This is a genomic window from Herpetosiphon sp., from assembly GCF_003512625.1.
GTDB classification, from domain to species: Bacteria; Chloroflexota; Chloroflexia; order Chloroflexales; family Herpetosiphonaceae; genus Herpetosiphon; species Herpetosiphon aurantiacus.
On the sequence record NZ_DOPT01000033.1, the window covers coordinates 75,115 to 92,148 of the forward strand.

The window sequence follows — 17,034 nt, forward strand, 5'->3', positions numbered from 1 at the left end:
ACGTTGATTGAAATTGAACATGGCGCAACAGATTTTTGCTGTTGCGCCATTGGGCTTAAACTAAGGCCATTGCTCGCACGCCGTTGCGGAAAATCGCCATGCCTGGTCCTTCGAGGTCAAGGCCGCGTCGCCGCCATTGTGGATGATGTTGCGGCAAGAAGGCTCGATCAGGGTGCGGCATCAAGCCAAACACATTGCCCGCTGGGTTACAAATACCCGCGATTGCATTTAAAGCTCCGTTAGGATTAGCCGGATAGTCCATGGTTGGTTGGTCGGCTTGATCAAGATATTGCACCACAATTTGGTTATTGGCTTGGAGCTTTTCGAGCGTAGCTTGATCGGTTAGGAAACGGCCTTCGCCATGGCCAACCGGCAAATCGAGCGTGCCACTCAAGCCTTGGGTAAAGAGACATGGGCTAGCACTGTTGAGGCCCAATTTGATCCAGCGACACTCGTAATGGCCGCTAGCGTTATCGATCAAGGTGGCTTGGCCTACTTTATCGCTGGGCAAAAGCCCAGTTTTGACCAAAACCTGAAAACCATTGCAAATGCCCAGCACAGGCCGACCATCAGCCACAAAGCGGCTCAGATCCTCGCGCAAACGATAGATCAAATCGACTGCCAACATGCGGCCTGCACCAAGATGGTCGCCATAAGCAAAGCCGCCTGGAATCAGCAGCATGCCATAATCGGCCAATTGAACGCTGCCTTCGGCCAAACGGTTAACGTGAACCCGCTCAGCCTTGGCTCCCGCTAATTCGAGGGCTTCGGCGGCCTCGGCATCACAGTTAATCCCCGGTGCGCGAAGCACCAATACCTTTGTCATAATCAAAGTTCCTTATCGTGAAGGTCGATTATTCAAATGTTTATGTTCTATGCTCTATGTTCTGTCATCGTTCAATCACATGTTGCTGGCGCGAAGCATGAATCCCCGCGCTGGCCAAATGCACAACCCACAGCACCAGCCCTGCAATCACCAGTAACGCAGGCTTGGTAAAATTGCCGCTGCTGCCGATTAAGCGTGGTAGCCAGAACGGCGCTCCCAGCAAGCCAAAGCAGATCAACGGCGATCCGATGCTGGCGGCAACCAGAGTTGGCACAGCAATTTCGGCGGCATAATAGCGGCTGGCAACCATAGCATAGAACAAGAGCAATGAGCTTAGCCCAGCAAAAACCGCCATCAAGAGATAGAAATTAATCCCCCAAGCCCCAACATTTTGGCTATAACGCCATAACCCGGTGCGGGCGGCTAACCCTTGAATGATAATGTGATAGAGCACAAGCGCCACATACGCTACCACTCCTGTCAGATAATGGCGTGTCCACCAATGTTGCTGTTGACCGAAATACATCAACAACACTGGTAACGAGCCAATCCAACTAGCCGCCAGCAACGCATAGATCGGCACAGGATTGCCAAGGATGCCTATTGCTGCCACATTATCGGGGTAGGTTAGGCTATACAAACGTTGCAAAATCGGCTCGGCTACGATGGTGCAATGGCCTGCAATCAACACCAGCAAATAGCGGTATGAGCGAAAGCGCAGCCATAATAAAATTGCTACGGCATAACAAATGACCGTAATTCCAATGAATATTGCTGCCATGCACCAAACCTCGCGCTAATTTTTACGTTCGCTTGATGACCAATCGTACTCGTAAATCAAAATTTGGCCTTGTTTGATCGTCCAAAGTTGATCGCTCAGGCCATAATCGAGTTTGTAGGCATCTTGGGCAATTTGCATGGCAATTCGTTGCAGAATTTCAGGGTTGGCATCGCTGAAGCCAATCAAGAAATCGCGGTTGGGAATCCCCAGCACCAAGTTTCCAGGCAATAAATCGGCCCATTCGCTCAAAACATCGGTTAATAAAATTCGTGCTGCATCATAGCCATCGCTGGTCGAGTAGATAAAGAGCATCTGATTGCCCTCGCCCATTACTTGAGCCATGCCAGGTTTGAGGGTTTTGATGCGCAGGTTATCCACGGCTTTGGTGTAAATCGTGGTTTCGAGTACACCCCAGGTTTTGAGATGTTCCTCGTTGATGTAGGCCACGCTCTCTGGTTCATCGATCACATAGCAAACGATCAAATCGGCCAGAAATGGTCGATAGACCAATTGGGGCAAATTGCGCTCAGCGACTTCGAGCAGCATCGAAGCTGGCTTGATCATCGGATAAACTCGATCTTCCAGTTCATCCCACAGCTCTTGGCCGCGATCAGGTGCAAATGAGCGAACTGCTGCCTCTAACGATTGTAAAATTGATTCAAGTTGCTCTGGCGAGCGGCGATAGGCATTGTAAAAATGCTCGAGTTCGGAGACGACCGCCCGTCCATGCCAGCGAAAGCGAATCTCCATGCCATCGCGGCTCAGTTCTTCGATGCCGCCAAGTTGCTCTAAACGCTCCTCGACAACATCGCCAAATTCATCATCATCTAAAAGTGGCCGATCTTCCATAACCCTTGTCCTTATTGTAGGTTAAAAGCCAAAGGCCTAGCGGGTTGAGCGCAATGGTTTATGACATGAACACCAGCCAATGTTCCCTCACCCCTGGCCCCCTATCCCGCCCAGCAGGCGAGGGGGAAACCACTCCCCTCGCCCATCGCAATGGGAGAGGGGTTGGAGGTGAGGGGTTCAGATTGTTGCCAATGCGATGAACCTTTACAGTTTGAGCGCTAAGCCTTTGTACATTTAAGCTTGCCATGCAGCCTTGAGGCTTGCCAAATCGCTGTCGATAATCGGCTGGCCAGCCAAATCGTTGATGATCAGGCGTGGTTCAGCCAGCACTTGGCCAATTTTGGCGTAGGCGATGTTGCTCAACTGAGCTTCGAAATTGGCGGCTTGCTCTGGGGCAACCTCGACCAAGAAACGGGTGGTCGATTCGCTCCACAACAAGGCATCAGCGCTCAAACTGCCAGATGTTGGCATAGCGCTCAATTCCAAGCTCAAGCCAAACCCGCCAGCAAAGGCCATTTCGGCAGCGGCGACCGCCAAGCCACCTTCACTCAAATCGTGGCAGGCTCGCACGCTATTGGCGCGAATTGCCGCATGTAGCGCTTTATGCACGCTTGGCGCGGTTGCCAGATTAACCTTGGGCAGATTGCCATTATCGATGCCACCAACCAAAGCACTGACTGCCCCGCCGCGTTCGTTGTGAGTCAAACCAACCAAGTAGATCGCATTGCCAGCGGCTTTCGCGTCCATCGAGATTGTTTGCAACACATCGGGTACTAAGGCCATGGCCGAAATCAGCAAGGTTGGTGGAATCGCCACGCGCTTGCCTTCTGCATCGCGATATTCGTTGTTGAGCGAATCTTTGCCCGAAATAAAGGGCGTGCGATACGCCAAGGCGGCATCGTGACAACCAGCCGAAGCTCGCACCAAGCCTGCCAAGCGGTCAGGCAATTTGGGGTCGCCCCAACAGAAGTTATCCAAAATCCAGGTTTGTTCGGGGTCGCCGCCAGCTGCGACGATGTTGCGCAAGGCTTCATCAACCGCTGCTAAGGCCATCCAATACGGATCGATTTTGCCATACAACGGATTCAGGCCACAGCCAAGCACCACGCCACGGTTTGAATCGACCCGTGGTTGTAATACCCCAGCATCGCCTGGGCCATCTTCGTTCACGCCAACCAAGGGCTTGAGCACGGTGGCCGCCTGCACTTCATGGTCGTAGGTGCGCACAATATTTTCGTTGCTGGCGACGATTGGCTGTCCCAACGTTGCCTTGAGTAGCGCCGTGTGATCGATAGTGGCTGGTTGGCTGGCTGGTGCTGGGCTTGGCTGCCAATCAGCATTCAGCTTAAATTGCACCCCGCCGCTATGCAAAAAGGCCATATCCAGCTCAACCACGGTTAATTGGTTGTGCTTGACTGTCAGCACACCATCAGCAGTGAAGTGACCAATCACGGTTGCCTCAACATCTTCGCCACGGCAAAGATCAAGCAAGGTTTGGACATTTTGCGGCGGCACGGAAACGACCATGCGCTCTTGGGCTTCGGAGATCCAAATTTCCCATGGTTGCAAGCCAGCATATTTGAGCGGCACATCGCGTAATTCAACAACTGCGCCAGTTTCTTCGCCCATCTCGCCAACCGCCGAGGAAAGCCCGCCCGCGCCACAATCGGTAATTGCGCTGTACAAACCTAAATCGCGGGCTTGCAACAACACGTCGATCACGGTTTTTTCGGTGACGGGATCGCCGATTTGCACCGCCGCCCCAACCGTTTCAGCAGTGTCGTGAGTTAATTCAACCGACGAGAAGGTTGCACCGTGAATGCCATCGCGGCCAGTGCGTCCGCCGATTACGACAATTGCGTCGCCTGCTTGAACGCCGCGTGGGTGGCTGCCGCGTGGTGCAATGCCCAGCGTGCCACAGAATACCAATGGATTGGCGGTGTAGCCATGGTCATACCAAACCGCCCCGTTGACATTGGGAATTCCTAGTTTGTTGCCATAATCGCGTACCCCAGCCACGACACCTTCGCGAATCCGCCGTGGGTGCAGCACACCTTGCGAAAGCTCGCTTTCTGGCAAATCAGGGTAGCCAAAACACAACACATCGGTCACGGCGATTGGCTTAGCTGAAACCCCCAACACGTCGCGCACAACCCCACCAACCCCAGTATTTGCACCGCCAAATGGCTCTAGTGCTGAAGGGTGATTGTGGGTTTCGACCTTGAAGGAAATTTCATACTGCTCATCGAAGGCCACAATCCCAGCATTATCGACAAATGCCGAGAGCAAGGCCTCGTTGCTAACAGCGTTGGTAGCGCTACGCAAATAGTGATTGAGCAAACCATTGATCGTTGCCCCGTTGGCGGCATTGAGTTCAGCCAAGGCTGGGTGCAACGCCGCATCAATTCCCTGATCTGCGGCAACTTGTTGATAGCTGATCGTGGCGCGGAAGGTTTTATGGCGGCAATGTTCCGACCATGTTTGAGCAAGGGTTTCCAGCTCACCATCGGTTGGGTCGCGGCCTAAATCCTCAAAATAATCGCGAACTGCCTGCATTTCAGCCAAACTCAAGGCCAAAATGCCTTCACGGCTAATCCGTTCGAGTTCGCTATCGCTGACTCCGCGCAAAGCCACGCGGGTGATCGTGGGCGTGTGAGGAGCTGGAAGTTGTAATAAGTGTTGATAAAACTGCAAACGTTCAGCGCTACGAGCCTCAAGGGTAGAATAAGCAGTTTCAATCAAATCGTTTAAAAGATGTTCACCAGCAAATTGACGCAAAACAGCTTCGTCTTGCACATCGGACACATAGACGCGACGCAGGGTTTTGGCCTGTTTCAAGCCGTTAATCCCAATATGGCGTGCGCCAACTAAAATCGTCTCAGCTTCGTTATCGGTCACGCCTGGACGAAAGGCAATCTCCACCAATGCTCCAGCTTTGGGCGTGGCTAGCTCAGCGTCAAGCGCTTGCCAGGTAGCAGTATGGGCAACGGGATCATGCAGTAATTCGAGGGTCAGGCGTTGGACATCTTCTGAGGAAAGATCGCCGGCGAGAAGGTACAGCCGTTCGTGGTTGTCGGCCTCGCGTGGGCAAACAGTGACCAAATATGCGGACACAATTGACTCCTGTTCGAGTTAACTCGTAGGCTATCGCGATTCTACCCGTCTCACGGATGAATGTCAAAAAGGCATAGTCAGGGGCTAGGGGTCAGAGGTTAGCAATTTGGAAACCGCGAAGGTCGCGAAGAGCGCGAAGATGAGGCTATAGGATTTTGGCTATCGGAACAACTGGTGATAGTTCCAACCAATCTCTGATAGCTAAAAGCCATGATGGTTCATTGAAATTTCCTCACCCCCGCTCCCGCCCAGCAGGCGAGGGGGAACCGCTCTAGGAATGCTCCCCTCGCCCGCCGCCGTGGGAGAGGGGTTGGGGGTGAGGGAATGAACCATTACATCTATGCTCTACTTTTCGCGTACTCGCCAAGCATGATACAAAATGATCGAGCCAGCAGTGGCGGCGTTGAGCGAGGCAACGTTACCGCGCATCGGCAAACGCACCAATAAATCGCAGCGTTCGCGGGTTAAGCGGGCCAAGCCTGGGCCTTCGGCTCCAATCACCAAAGCCAAGGCTCCGCGCAAATTGGCCTTATCAAAATCGACCGCCCGCTCATCATCTTCAACTCCCGCCACCCAAATATTGTACTCTTGCAGGTGCTTGATGGTTTGGGCAATGTTGGTAATTTGGGCCACATACAAATGCTCAACTGCGCCAGCTGAAGCATTAATCACTGCTGGTGTGATGCTGGCCGAGCGCCGATCGGGGAAAATAATGCCATGTGCGCCGACAATTTCGGCGGTGCGCATCAGCGTGCCAATATTTTGTGGGTCTTGCAAATGGTCGAAAATCAAGATCAGCGGCTGTTCGCCACGCTCACGGGCTAGCTCAATAATATCGTCAACTTCGACATAGGGATAGGCACCGCATTCGAGGGCAATGCCTTGATGGTTTGCCCCAGCCGTGCGTTTATCAAGCTCACTACGCTGCACTTTAGCAACTTGCATTCGGCGTTCGCGGGCAATTGTATTGATCGCCTGCATCGATTCGCCCTCTTTAATACCATCGGCAATCAGCAAGCGACCCAATTTACGCCGATTAGCACGTAACGCCTCTAAAACAGCATTGCGTCCATATAATAATTCCAAAGTATCAATCCTATTCGGTGCTAAGTTATTGGTCAGTTTGCGCTATTATAGCGTCAAGCTGTCAATGGAGGAATGACATGGATCAGCAACCGAAGGAGCAAAAGCGCGTGATTACACTAAGCGTTGGCATGATTATCAATCTTCTTCTGATTGGGTTGGTCGCTGGAGTGGCGGGCGGCATGTTCGGAATTGGTGGCGGGGCGATTATGGTGCCAGCCATGGTTTTGTTGCTGGCGCTTGATCAGAAATTTGCCACTGGCACATCGATTGGCGCACAGATCTTGCCAGTTGGCTTGCTCGGCGCTTTTGTTTACTATAAAGAGGGTAATTTGGATTGGCGAGCTTCGATCATTATTGCGCTTGGCTTGCTAGTTGGAACCTATTTTGGAGCCAAAATTGCTGCACCAATTTCTTCGGCGACCATGAAAAAGTTCTATGGCGCATTTCTGTTCATCATTGGTGCTCGCTATTTGTTTATGAAATAACTGCTGTTAGATAATTGGCAAGCATCCGCCATTAACCAACATAACGATTAGTTGATTGAGCCATCATTGCAAAACTATGCTAAAACTGATCAACCATGATCAAGGCTTGACGCTGTTGCATGGCTAGGGTAGATTGAGTTGATACTGCAAGGAGGCTCGGTAATGCCATCAATAACTCTCGATGCTCAACGCTGGCAAACATTCAGTCAGTTGCTCACGGCAACCGCCTACCAAAACCCACAGGATCTGCTTGATTCGTTTTTGCAACGTTTAATCGAGTTTTGGCCGGCCCAAGCAGGGGCATTGCTCTATATTGATCCATTAAATGTGCCGTTTTCGCTGGAGCATGGCGAATTGCCTGCCGATGGTCACGAAATGATCGAGCAAGCTCGTTCGGTATTCGAGCGCACAACTGGCGGCGAGCAAGATTTAGGGGTCTATGGGATTAACGATGAGCTAGCCTTGGTGGAATTAACTCTGCGTTCTGGTGATGATGAAGTTGGCCTGTTGCACCTGATTGTTTCTGCCGACCGCGTATCACCTGAGAATGAGGGCGAATTGGCCTTGCTTTTGGTGGGCGTGGCTGGTGGAGCCGCCGATCGAGTGGCCTTGCTCAACACGACGCGCAGCGAACTTGATGAGATGAATTTGCTCTATCAAGTCAGCCAATCGATTGCCAGTGATATTGATTTGCGCAGCCTTTTGCGCACGATTATTGAAAAAGTTACCCAAATTGTCGATAGCGAAAGCGCTTCGTTGCTGTTGGTCGATGAAGTGCATAAAGAGCTGTATTTTGAAACGCCTTCGAACAATAGCCAAGAATTGCGCTCTTATCGCATGCCAATGGATCAAGGCTTCGCTGGCTGGGTTGTCACCCATGGCCAAGGCTTGATTGTTGATGATCCACAAAATGATGCGCGGTTCTATCGCCAAGTTGATAGCGATATTTCGCATCAAACCCGCAATATTCTGACCGTGCCAGTGCGTTCACGCGAACGGACAGTTGGGGTAATTCAGGCAGTCAATAAGCGTAATGGCCCGTTTACCGAGCACGATTTGCGCACGCTCTCGATGCTCGCCAACCAAGCGGCGATCTCGATTGAAAATGCCAATCTTTACACCAAACTCAAAGAAGAACGCGATCGTTTGATTCGCAAAGAAGAAGAAGTGCGTCACCAAATCAATCGCGATCTGCACGATGGGCCAACCCAATCGGTCGCAGCGATTGCCATGAACATCGAGTTCATCAAAAAATTGATGCAGGCCATGCCTGAGCGCGTCGAAGATGAGCTTAATTCATTAGCGGCCTTGGTCAAAAAAACCTACCAAGAATTGCGGACGTTGCTATTTGAGTTACGCCCGTTGGGTCTCGAAACCCAAGGCTTGGTGGCAACTCTACACGAATACGCCAACAAATTCCGCGATCCATCGGGGATGCAAGTGCGCTTTACGCCTGGCAACTTTATTGGTCGTTTGGCCCCACAAACTGCCGCCGCCACCTTTATGATTATCCAAGAGGCGGTCAATAATGCCCGCAAACATGCCAAAGCCTCGATGGTCTGGATTGAGCTTTTTCAAGATAGTGAACGCCAAATGCTGACTGCGGTTGTGCGTGATAGTGGGATTGGCTTTGATCTTAAGAGCATCACCACGTCGTATGAGGAGCGTGGCTCGTTTGGGTTGTTGAATATGGGCGAACGGGCAACCCTCGCGGGTGGCGCTTGCGAAATTCGCTCGTCGGCAGGCGAAGGAACCCAAATTATCATTCGAGTGCCGACCTTGGTCGAAGAAGCCGAAGATTTTGCGTAACGTGCCAATCAAGGCCTGAACATAGAGCACCCTTTTGTCTGGTGGCAAGGACAAGAGGGTGCTCTTTAATGCCTATTGCGCCTGAGGAAAGCCATGTATTCTATAATTGGGCTTGATCTGGCATTAGAAGGAGCATTGCCATGGCGCAGGTTGTTGATCTCACGATTTACCCGATTAAATCGACCGCTGGAATTCCACTTGATCAGGCATGGTTGGAGTTACGCGGCTTTGCTAATGACCGCCGTTGGGCAATCGTTGCCAGCGAAAATCGCCGGATTTTGACGGCGCGTGAATATGGCACCATGTTGGCAATTCAGAGCCAAGTTGGGCCTGATGGCTTGTTGGTGCATTTGCCCAATCGAGCTGAGCCAATCGCCTTGCCTTATTTATTGCAGCCAATTGAGCGGGTCAATTTATGGGCCGAGGAACAGCACCCAGCCATGGTCTACAACCAAGCAATTAATCAAGCATTTAGCGAATATCTTGGAATTGACTGCTTGGTAGTTTATATGGGCGAGGGTTGCGAACGCCCATTGCCAACTGATATGCCATCGGGCTATACGGGCCGCATCACCGACCGCGTAAGTTACGCCGACGATTATCCGATTTTGCTAGCTTCACAGGCTTCGTTGGCCGATCTGAACCAACGCCTCGAACAGCCAGCTGAGATGCGCCAATTCCGCCCAAATATTGTGATCGATGGTGAACGGGCCTACCAAGAAGATCAATGGCAATGGTTGCAAATTGGCGAATGTTTGTTTGAAGTAGCCCAAGCCTGCCCGCGCTGTGTGCTGATTACCGCCGACCCAACCACGGGCCAAAAGCATGCGCAGCAAGAGCCATTGCGCACCCTAGCCCGTTATCGTAAAACGGCGGGTGGCGTGCCATTTGGCATTCAGCTCGTGCCACGTAAGTTGGGCACAATTCGCCAAGGTGATCAGGTTGTGGTGCTCAAACAGCCTGTATAATCAATTGATTACATTTTTTAGGAGCGAGCATGAACGGCCAACAACGCAGCGCCATCAAGCCTGGCATTCAAGTAGCGATTGTGCTTAAGCAGGATCAAGCGACGGGCAAGACCACCACTGGTATTGTCAAAGATATTCTGACCAAATCGCCGAACCACCCGCATGGCATTAAAGTGCGTTTGGTAACGGGTGAAGTTGGGCGGGTCAAACAAATTTTGGGTTCGCCGAATGGCTAAAATCGCCCTTGTCAGTCATCCCGAATCGCTGCACCATATCGAACACAAAGTTGGTGGTTGGTACGATACAGGCTTAACAGAACGTGGTCAGCGCCAAGCCAAGGCGATTGCAACCGCATTGGCCGAAGCGGGGATTCATGCTTGTTCGATCTATAGCTCAGATTTGCAGCGGACTGCCCAAACTGCTGAGATAATTGCCCAAACGTTGGCTAGTCCAGTTATACTTGATCAACGCCTGCGAGAGATGAGTTATGGGGCGGCAGAAGGCCGTGATCAAGCATGGTTTGATCAGCAGATTGTCTATCCACCTAACGGCGTTGGTAGGCTTGATCATCGGATTTATCCAAGCAGCGAGAATCGACGCGAGGTGGCAACGCGAGTGTATGCCGCCATGGAAATGATTACTGCTACTGCTGAACAACAGCTCGTGATTGTGACCCATGGCTTTGCGGCAACCTTTGTGATTGCCGCTTGGCTCGGGATGCCGCTTGAGTCAGTTGGTTTAGTGGCCTTTCGGGTTACTTCGGGCAGCATTTCGTGGCTAACCCAAACTGCACCATTCCACAACCGTATGCTTGATCGATTAAATGATACGCAGCACCTAACCAACCTTTGAGGAGTGGATGATGACTACTGCGCTCAAGGCGGCGTTCGGCCAATTTTTCGATTGCCAAGATGTAAACTTTCTCGATGAGCTTTTGGCACAACCTGGCCGTGGCACAATGCCATGGCAGTATGTTACGCCATGGGAAATTCGCTATCTGGTTGAGCTTGATGCCCAAGGTTGTAGCCTTGAAGTCTATGCCGTCAATCGCTTTACTAACGATCAGCATCTTAAAATTGATAGTGCTGGTGTGATTAGCCATTTTGCTAGCCCCGTTGGTTACTACGCCTACGACCCTGCACTTGAGGGCGACCGCGAGGCTCAACAACAGGCCATGTATACATATAATCAGGCAATTTACGCTGAGCTACGAACCAAAGGCCTGATTGAACCTTGAGCATGGTCAGACATAATCTAAACGTTTAATGGCGATAAATGCAGTGGCCAAACAGGTCATAACGGCGTAATAACCCCAAAGTAATTCTAGAATTGGGTGAAACATAATTAACAACCCTAAACCAACTAAGACAAATACCGTAATAATAACCAATACTTGCGTTCGTTCGGGTTTTTCAGGGTAAACTCCAGTTGTGGCTAGCTGATTCGCCATCGACATACCAGTGATGAAGAGTGTTGCAGCAGTGACTGGGATGAGCAATAATGATAACCACATGATGGAACCTTCATCATCATCATTGCGCGATGATGAATAATACGAATAGGTCTGACTGCGATTATTGGCTGTTTCAGCGACGCTTGCCGCCGTAATTTCGCTGGCCGACATATCGATTGGCCCACACGCAACAAACGGTGAGAAAAAGAGGAAAAACAAGATAAACCCAATGATCATCAGCGCTCTACTTGAAAGCTCAACCTCTAAAAATCGTTGGGTTTTGGACTGAGAAGTACTGGAAGATGCAGGTTTGCTGCCACTCAACCATTCATTACAAAAACGACATTTTTTGGCATCAGCCAAAATGTGTTCAGCACAATACGGGCAAGGTCTGGTTGCTGAGGCACTCACAAACTGCGGCGTTGGTTGTTGGCTTGGTGGCTGATTTGCTGGCGGTGTTGGTGTTGGTGTTGGATAGCTGGGCGCTGGATTAGGCTGATAAACGATTGGTTGGGCTGTGCCGAGATATTTTTGGAGCGCCAATTTCCAAGCAGAGCTACGGTTAATAATCGAACTATGCGGCTCCTTTTGCAAAACCTCAAGTATTTTCGCATGTGCATCGGCTGGGGTTTGGGGTGCTTCAAGCAGCTCTAGCAGGGCCACAACAATCCGCGAATGTGATTCACTGAGGCTAGCAACATTTCGTACATGATCAAGGATCGCCGAACCTTGAGCCGATTTGAGATCATTGACGATTTGATTGACTTTTGAAAACGCGATAGTACTCATCCTTATTCCGCTCCTATTTTAGGCAGATTGATCGAGACAAACCGTTGCTTGTATACAAGATTAAGATGCTATTTTTCGATTATTTTCCTGTATCCAAGCAGCAAATCCGCTATTGTGGGTGATTAAGCGCTTATTTGAGATCGGGTGAATATTTCTCAAGCCGCTTGACAGTGATTCATTTGACTCTTTAAAATAGCAAAGCTGTGCTATTTGAATTGGAATGGAGCAATTGAAGTATGGATATTGATGCGCTGTGGGAATATGCTGACCCTGCTGTGAGCGAGAGCCGTTTTGTGCAGGCCTTGAACGAAACCAGCGGTGACGATCAGCTTGAACTTCTCAGCCAAATTGCCCGCACATTTTCGCTGCGTGGGCGGTTTGCCGAAGCGCATGAACGGCTCGATCAACTCGAAGCCCAATTGCCTGTAGCAGGTGAGCGACCCAAAGTGCGTTATTACTTAGAGCGAGGCCGCACCCACAATTCGGCTGGCGAGCTCGAAATGGCGCGTTATTTCTTTAGCCAAGCTTGGAAACTGGCTAGCCAAGCGGGTTTTGTGGGCTTAGCAGTTGATGCAGCGCATATGTTGGCAATTAGTTATGGTAGCGATCAACAAGCGCTGAGCTGGAACCAACAGGGCTTGGAGCTAGCCCGCAGCTCTGATGACCCCAAAGCCCAAGCATTAATTCCTGCGATGCTCAATAATGCCGCTTGGGATCTGCATGAACGCGGTGAGTTTGCTGAGGCTCTAGCATTATTCAAAGAGGCTGAACAGGCATGGCTGCAACGTGAACGCCCGCGCCAAATTCAAATTGCCCGGTGGTCGGTGGCCCGCTGTTTACGGTCATTGGGCGACTATCAATCGGCGCTAGCATTGCAACAAGCGCTGGCCGACGAACTGCAAGCCGCAGGCATCACCGATGGCTATGTTTTCGAGGAAATTGGCGAGAATCTAGCCGCTTTAGGCGAGCATGAGGCGGCTAAGCCCTACTTTGAGCAAGCCTATCACGCTTTAGCCCAAGATCAATGGTTTGTACAAAACGAGGCCGCGCGATTACTCAACCTCAACATTCGAGCAGGCAAAGCCTAAATTATGGCGAATCAATGCCTGCCAACTAGCTAAAATTGCTGATTAGAAGGCATTGATTTGCGTTCGACACTCCCCTTAAACTGCGCTATAATCCAAACAAGTTTCTAGAGTTGCTGATTCGCGAGCCTCTGATCAGAAATTTCTGATCGGCAGGTGATATTTGTGTTTACAACCATGAGCACTGCACCGCGTGATTGGTTGGCTAGTCGGGCTGAGTTCCCGATTTTGAGCCGCAAAACCTATCTGAATACATGTTCGCTTGGCGCATTGAGCAGCCGCGTGCGTGCGGCAGTTAATCAGCATTTGGATTTATGGGAAGAGTACGGGGCATCGGCGTGGTATAAGATTTGGCTCGGTGAGTGCGCTGCTTTACGCACGACCACCGAACGCTTATTTAATGCTCCGGCTGGCTCGGTGGCTTTGGCTCCTAGCGTTGGCGTGGCCCTTTCGGTAATCGCCAGTGCCTTGGATTATCGCCAACGGCCCAAGGTGATTTCAAGCGTCCTCGATTTTCCAACAATTCCGTATCAATGGTTGGCGCATCCTGAGGTTGAGGTGGTGCTTTTGCCATCGCCCGATGGCGTGCATGTGCCATTGGAAGCCTACGAGGCTGCAATCGATGAGCGCACGGCCTTGGTGGCAACCTCGCATGTCTTTTTTGCCAGTGGCACAATTCAGCCAATTGCTGAAATTGCCAAATTAGCCCATGCCAAAGGCGCATTATGCCTGATCGATGGCTATCAGGCGGCGGGGCAAGTGCCAGTCGATGTCGTCGCCAGCGATCTGGATTTCTACATGACTGGGGGCTTGAAGTGGCTGCTTGGTGGAACGGGCATTGTTGAATGCTATGTCCGCCCCAGCCTGATTCAGCAGCTTAAGCCGACGGTTGCTGGCTGGTTTGGTCATGCCAACCAATTTGCCTTCGACCCCAACAACTTTGAGTTTGCCCCCGATGCGCGGCGCTTTGAAGTTGGCACGCCTGCTTTATCGGCGGTCTATGCTGGCCATGCTGGCATGCAGATCATCCTTGACCATGGCGTGGCGGCAATTCAACAACGCACCAGCGAACTGGTGGCCTATTTGGTGGCCAAGTTACGCGATGCAGGCTATCAACTAACTATTTCTGGCGACCCACAGCAGCATGCAGGGATCGTGATGATCCAAAGTGCCGAGCATGCCAAGTTGGTGGCTGCCTTGGCTGAGCAGGGGATAATCGTTGATCATCGGCCTGGCCATGTGCGGGTATCGCCATTTTTCTATACCTTAGAGACAGAGCTTGATCTTTTTGTGGAACGCTTGCAGGCTCTTAGCCAGTAATTTGGAATTCAGCATCAATAAGGAGGTTACGTGTCCACTCGCACGATTTTGGACCGTTATCAAACGAGTGCCTCGTATCTAGCGCGCATTTTACTCCGTTTTTCGGGCTTGTTGCTCACGGTGTATATGCTGACGTACATTTGGGAATTGAGCACGGTAATTCGCACCAGCGATGAGCCGGCTGGCACCGCTGCGGCGGCCTTCAACACGGCGATGGCTGCGTACAACACGACCTTCTGGCATATTACCCATGCGGTGGTTGTGGCGCTGGTGGTGTTGCATGCCCTAACTGGCTTGCGGGTTTTGACCCTTGAGGCAGGGTTTGGCGCTCGCTTCCAACGAGCCTCTTTCTGGCTTTCGTTGGTCTTGACGGTGGCGCTGTTTGTGCTGCTCTTTATTAAGATTATCGCCAATCTGGCGGCGTAACGGCTGGAAAGGAATCGCTTCAATGGTGCACCGAGATGTTATCAGCGTTACAAGCCGCGCTCAAAAGGTTAAAGTAGAACCTGGTGCGGGCACGCTGTTGTGGATTCTGCAACGCCTTTCTTCGTATGGTTTGTTGCTGTTTTTGCCAATCCACCTGTATTTTACCTATTTCACCAAGCTTGATACACCAGCACTGACCTATAACGGTATGCGCGAAACCTTCAGCGCATTTCCACTGTGGTATGTGCTGAACGAAGGGCTTTTGTTAATTTGTGCGCTGTTTCATGGCCTCAACGGCTTTCGCAATGTCATCTACGACTGGACAACCAATAGCGCTGTGCGCCATACGGTCAACTTTTTGTTGATTGTCTTGGGTATCGCCGGGGCAATTTTGGGCTTCTGGACGTTGTGGGCTTTGGCATAAGGAGTGTCGTCTGTGATTCAGCATGATGTAATTGTGGTTGGCAGTGGCATCGCTGGGATGCGCTGCGCCCTTGAGATTAAACGTAACGCGCCCAAAGCCGATGTGGCGATTGTGACCAAACAATATCCAGTTCGGGCGGCTTCGGTCGTCGAACGCACAGGCATTGCCGCCGCCTTAGGGAATAGCAGCAGTGATAGCGTTGAAGCGCATATCAGCGATACCTTGGCCTATGGCAAAAGCAATAATGCCGCTGCGGTCAAGGCGCTGTGCGAGCAAGCTCCTGCCGCTGTGTATGAGCTAGAGCACATGGGCTTGCCATTTAGCCGCTTGAAGAGTGGCCGGATCGCCCAACAAGTTGGCTATGGCCATAGTCAACCACGCTTGGCTAACGCTGGCGACCAAACTGGCCACGCAATTGTCACGACCTTGTATGGCGAAGTCGTGCGCTTTGGTATCAAAGTGTATCCTGAGTGGTTTATGTTGGGTTTGGTGGTTGAAGGCAAAAACGTGCGTGGTGTGAGTGTGCTCGATATTCGCAGCAGCGAAATCGAAGTTATCAATGCCAAAGTAACGGTGCTGGCAACTGGCAGCTATGGTCAACTCTATGCCACTTCCAGCGATTCATATGCCTCAACTGGCGATGGCCATGCCGCTGCTTTGCGAGCTGGCATCAACCTAATCGGCATGGATTTGGTCAATTTCCACCCCTTGGGTGTGGCCAATACTGGCTTGATTATCAACGAACAAGTGCTAGCCGATGGCGCACACCTGCTTAACGCCAGCGAAAAACGCTTTACCAACGAACAAGCTAGCTTGGCTGAGGTAACTGCTGCGGTTAACGCTGAAATTGCTGCTGGCAGAGGCGTTGATGGTCATGTTTGGCTCGATGTGCGGCATCTGCCAACCAGCCAAATTCGTGAGCGCTACCCACACCTATTGGATTATGCCGAAGATTTTGCTGGTGTTAATCCCAACCATGATTTTATTCCAGTCAAGCCGACCCAACAATCGAGCCTTGGTGGTTTGCCAACCGACCTCAATGGTAGCGTGGCAGGCTTTGAAGGTTTGTATGCAGTTGGCGCTTGCGCCAATAACGGCGTGCACGGCGAGCAAGCCTTGCCTGGCAACGAATTGGCGGCTGCCGTAGTGTTTGCCAAACTGGCAGGCGCGGCAATTGCCGACAAACTGGGCGCGGCTAGCTATGGCAACGTGCCAAGCTACGCTACCAGCAACGCCAGCGACGAAATCGAAGGCTTGTTCGGCCAAAAAGGTAGCCACAAATTGGGTCTTGTGCGCAAAAACCTGCGTCAAGCCTTCAATAGCCAAGCCCATACTGCGGCCAGCGATGAACAACACGTTGGTTTAGTACATAGCTTGCGCGAACAATTTGGCCAAATTGCCCTGCACGATAAAAATCGGCGCTTTAATACTGAATTGCTCGAAGCCCTAGAGCTTGATCGGCTACTGGATGTGGCAGATGCTGTGGCAAAAGCAAGCGTGGCTGCGCTCTAAGCGGATTGGTATGCCCTCATCCCCTAACCTTCCAAAGGGTTGGCTTCCGCTGCGAACTACCTGATGTTGTGGGATGTGTGATGTTCCCTGATTGCCCTTGAGGGGGT

17 protein-coding genes are annotated in these 17,034 nt (G+C 51.4%); 11 read left to right on the top strand and 6 right to left on the bottom strand.

From position 1 onward, the window contains the following. Nucleotides 1–55: 55 nt before the first annotated feature. The 5 genes from purQ to rlmB form a co-directional block, all read right to left on the bottom strand. Nucleotides 56–826, bottom strand: coding sequence for a phosphoribosylformylglycinamidine synthase I (gene purQ, locus DEF47_RS08075; protein WP_012191299.1), 771 nt, complete (start codon nt 824–826; stop codon nt 56–58). A 64-nt stretch (nt 827–890) separates the two neighbouring features. Further along, nucleotides 891–1,607, bottom strand: coding sequence for a hypothetical protein (locus tag DEF47_RS08080; RefSeq protein ID WP_012191300.1), 717 nt, complete (start codon nt 1,605–1,607; stop codon nt 891–893). 15 nt (nt 1,608–1,622) lie between these two features. Next, on the bottom strand, nt 1,623–2,456 hold the full coding sequence (locus DEF47_RS08085) for a DUF1444 family protein (RefSeq protein WP_012191301.1): 834 nt from the start codon (nt 2,454–2,456) through the stop codon (nt 1,623–1,625). Nucleotides 2,457–2,690: 234 nt separating this feature from the next. Next, nucleotides 2,691–5,570 (bottom strand): phosphoribosylformylglycinamidine synthase subunit PurL, encoded by a 2,880-nt coding sequence (gene purL, locus DEF47_RS08090; protein WP_012191302.1) that lies wholly within the window; start codon nt 5,568–5,570, stop codon nt 2,691–2,693. 345 nt (nt 5,571–5,915) lie between these two features. Further along, nucleotides 5,916–6,656, bottom strand: a complete 741-nt coding sequence (gene rlmB, locus DEF47_RS08095) for a 23S rRNA (guanosine(2251)-2'-O)-methyltransferase RlmB (protein ID WP_012191303.1) — start codon at nt 6,654–6,656, stop codon at nt 5,916–5,918. 77 nt (nt 6,657–6,733) lie between these two features. Here rlmB and DEF47_RS08100 point away from each other — a divergent pair, with 77 nt between their 5' ends. The 6 genes from DEF47_RS08100 to DEF47_RS08125 all read left to right on the top strand — a co-directional run bounded on the left by DEF47_RS08100 (nt 6,734) and on the right by DEF47_RS08125 (nt 11,155). Beyond that, nucleotides 6,734–7,141: a sulfite exporter TauE/SafE family protein gene (locus tag DEF47_RS08100; RefSeq protein WP_012191304.1), complete on the top strand. Its 408-nt coding sequence runs from the start codon at nt 6,734–6,736 to the stop codon at nt 7,139–7,141. Between the two features lie 162 nt (nt 7,142–7,303). Next, entirely contained in the window at nt 7,304–8,950 is a 1,647-nt protein-coding gene (locus DEF47_RS08105; protein ID WP_012191305.1) for a GAF domain-containing sensor histidine kinase, read from the top strand. Nucleotides 8,951–9,090: 140 nt separating this feature from the next. Then, nucleotides 9,091–9,918, top strand: a complete 828-nt coding sequence (locus tag DEF47_RS08110) for an MOSC domain-containing protein (RefSeq protein WP_012191306.1) — start codon at nt 9,091–9,093, stop codon at nt 9,916–9,918. Between the two features lie 29 nt (nt 9,919–9,947). Then, on the top strand, nt 9,948–10,154 hold the full coding sequence (locus DEF47_RS08115; protein ID WP_012191307.1) for a YwbE family protein: 207 nt from the start codon (nt 9,948–9,950) through the stop codon (nt 10,152–10,154). Further along, a complete protein-coding gene (locus DEF47_RS08120; RefSeq protein ID WP_012191308.1) occupies nt 10,147–10,770 on the top strand; it encodes a histidine phosphatase family protein in 624 nt (207 codons plus the stop codon). Before DEF47_RS08115 ends, DEF47_RS08120 begins: the two co-directional genes overlap by 8 nt. A 10-nt stretch (nt 10,771–10,780) precedes the next feature. Beyond that, the gene (locus DEF47_RS08125; protein WP_012191309.1) at nt 10,781–11,155 is read left to right on the top strand and encodes a hypothetical protein; all 375 of its coding nucleotides are present in this window, start codon (nt 10,781–10,783) and stop codon (nt 11,153–11,155) included. A 6-nt stretch (nt 11,156–11,161) separates the two neighbouring features. Here DEF47_RS08125 and DEF47_RS08130 read toward each other — a convergent pair whose 3' ends face one another. After that, nucleotides 11,162–12,160 carry a hypothetical protein gene (locus DEF47_RS08130; protein ID WP_012191310.1) on the bottom strand — a complete coding sequence of 333 codons (999 nt, stop codon included), beginning with the start codon at nt 12,158–12,160 and terminating at the stop codon, nt 11,162–11,164. 236 nt (nt 12,161–12,396) lie between these two features. Here DEF47_RS08130 and DEF47_RS08135 point away from each other — a divergent pair, with 236 nt between their 5' ends. The 5 genes from DEF47_RS08135 to DEF47_RS08155 all read left to right on the top strand — a co-directional run bounded on the left by DEF47_RS08135 (nt 12,397) and on the right by DEF47_RS08155 (nt 16,927). Continuing rightward, nucleotides 12,397–13,248 carry a tetratricopeptide repeat protein gene (locus DEF47_RS08135; protein WP_012191311.1) on the top strand — a complete coding sequence of 284 codons (852 nt, stop codon included), beginning with the start codon at nt 12,397–12,399 and terminating at the stop codon, nt 13,246–13,248. Between the two features lie 162 nt (nt 13,249–13,410). Next, nucleotides 13,411–14,565: an aminotransferase class V-fold PLP-dependent enzyme gene (locus tag DEF47_RS08140; protein WP_012191312.1), complete on the top strand. Its 1,155-nt coding sequence runs from the start codon at nt 13,411–13,413 to the stop codon at nt 14,563–14,565. Nucleotides 14,566–14,595: 30 nt separating this feature from the next. Further along, the gene (locus tag DEF47_RS08145) at nt 14,596–14,991 is read left to right on the top strand and encodes a succinate dehydrogenase/fumarate reductase transmembrane subunit (RefSeq protein WP_012191313.1); all 396 of its coding nucleotides are present in this window, start codon (nt 14,596–14,598) and stop codon (nt 14,989–14,991) included. A gap of 22 nt (nt 14,992–15,013) precedes the next feature. Further along, nucleotides 15,014–15,415 carry a succinate dehydrogenase, hydrophobic membrane anchor protein gene (locus tag DEF47_RS08150; protein ID WP_012191314.1) on the top strand — a complete coding sequence of 134 codons (402 nt, stop codon included), beginning with the start codon at nt 15,014–15,016 and terminating at the stop codon, nt 15,413–15,415. A gap of 12 nt (nt 15,416–15,427) precedes the next feature. Beyond that, a complete protein-coding gene (locus DEF47_RS08155; protein ID WP_012191315.1) occupies nt 15,428–16,927 on the top strand; it encodes an FAD-binding protein in 1,500 nt (499 codons plus the stop codon). Nucleotides 16,928–17,034: the final 107 nt, after the last annotated feature.

Bases quoted from the DNA above. Each gene is read 5' to 3' on its own strand.
- purQ (WP_012191299.1), bottom strand. From the start codon at position 826: ATGACAAAGGTATTGGTGCTTCGCGCACCGGGGATTAACTGTGATGCC.
- DEF47_RS08080 (WP_012191300.1), bottom strand. From the start codon at position 1,607: ATGGCAGCAATATTCATTGGAATTACGGTCATTTGTTATGCCGTAGCA.
- DEF47_RS08085 (WP_012191301.1), bottom strand. From the start codon at position 2,456: ATGGAAGATCGGCCACTTTTAGATGATGATGAATTTGGCGATGTTGTC.
- DEF47_RS08100 (WP_012191304.1), top strand. From the start codon at position 6,734: ATGGATCAGCAACCGAAGGAGCAAAAGCGCGTGATTACACTAAGCGTT.
- DEF47_RS08105 (WP_012191305.1), top strand. From the start codon at position 7,304: ATGCCATCAATAACTCTCGATGCTCAACGCTGGCAAACATTCAGTCAG.
- DEF47_RS08110 (WP_012191306.1), top strand. From the start codon at position 9,091: ATGGCGCAGGTTGTTGATCTCACGATTTACCCGATTAAATCGACCGCT.
- DEF47_RS08115 (WP_012191307.1), top strand. From the start codon at position 9,948: ATGAACGGCCAACAACGCAGCGCCATCAAGCCTGGCATTCAAGTAGCG.
- DEF47_RS08120 (WP_012191308.1), top strand. From the start codon at position 10,147: ATGGCTAAAATCGCCCTTGTCAGTCATCCCGAATCGCTGCACCATATC.
- DEF47_RS08125 (WP_012191309.1), top strand. From the start codon at position 10,781: ATGACTACTGCGCTCAAGGCGGCGTTCGGCCAATTTTTCGATTGCCAA.
- DEF47_RS08130 (WP_012191310.1), bottom strand. From the start codon at position 12,160: ATGAGTACTATCGCGTTTTCAAAAGTCAATCAAATCGTCAATGATCTC.
- DEF47_RS08135 (WP_012191311.1), top strand. From the start codon at position 12,397: ATGGATATTGATGCGCTGTGGGAATATGCTGACCCTGCTGTGAGCGAG.
- DEF47_RS08150 (WP_012191314.1), top strand. From the start codon at position 15,014: ATGGTGCACCGAGATGTTATCAGCGTTACAAGCCGCGCTCAAAAGGTT.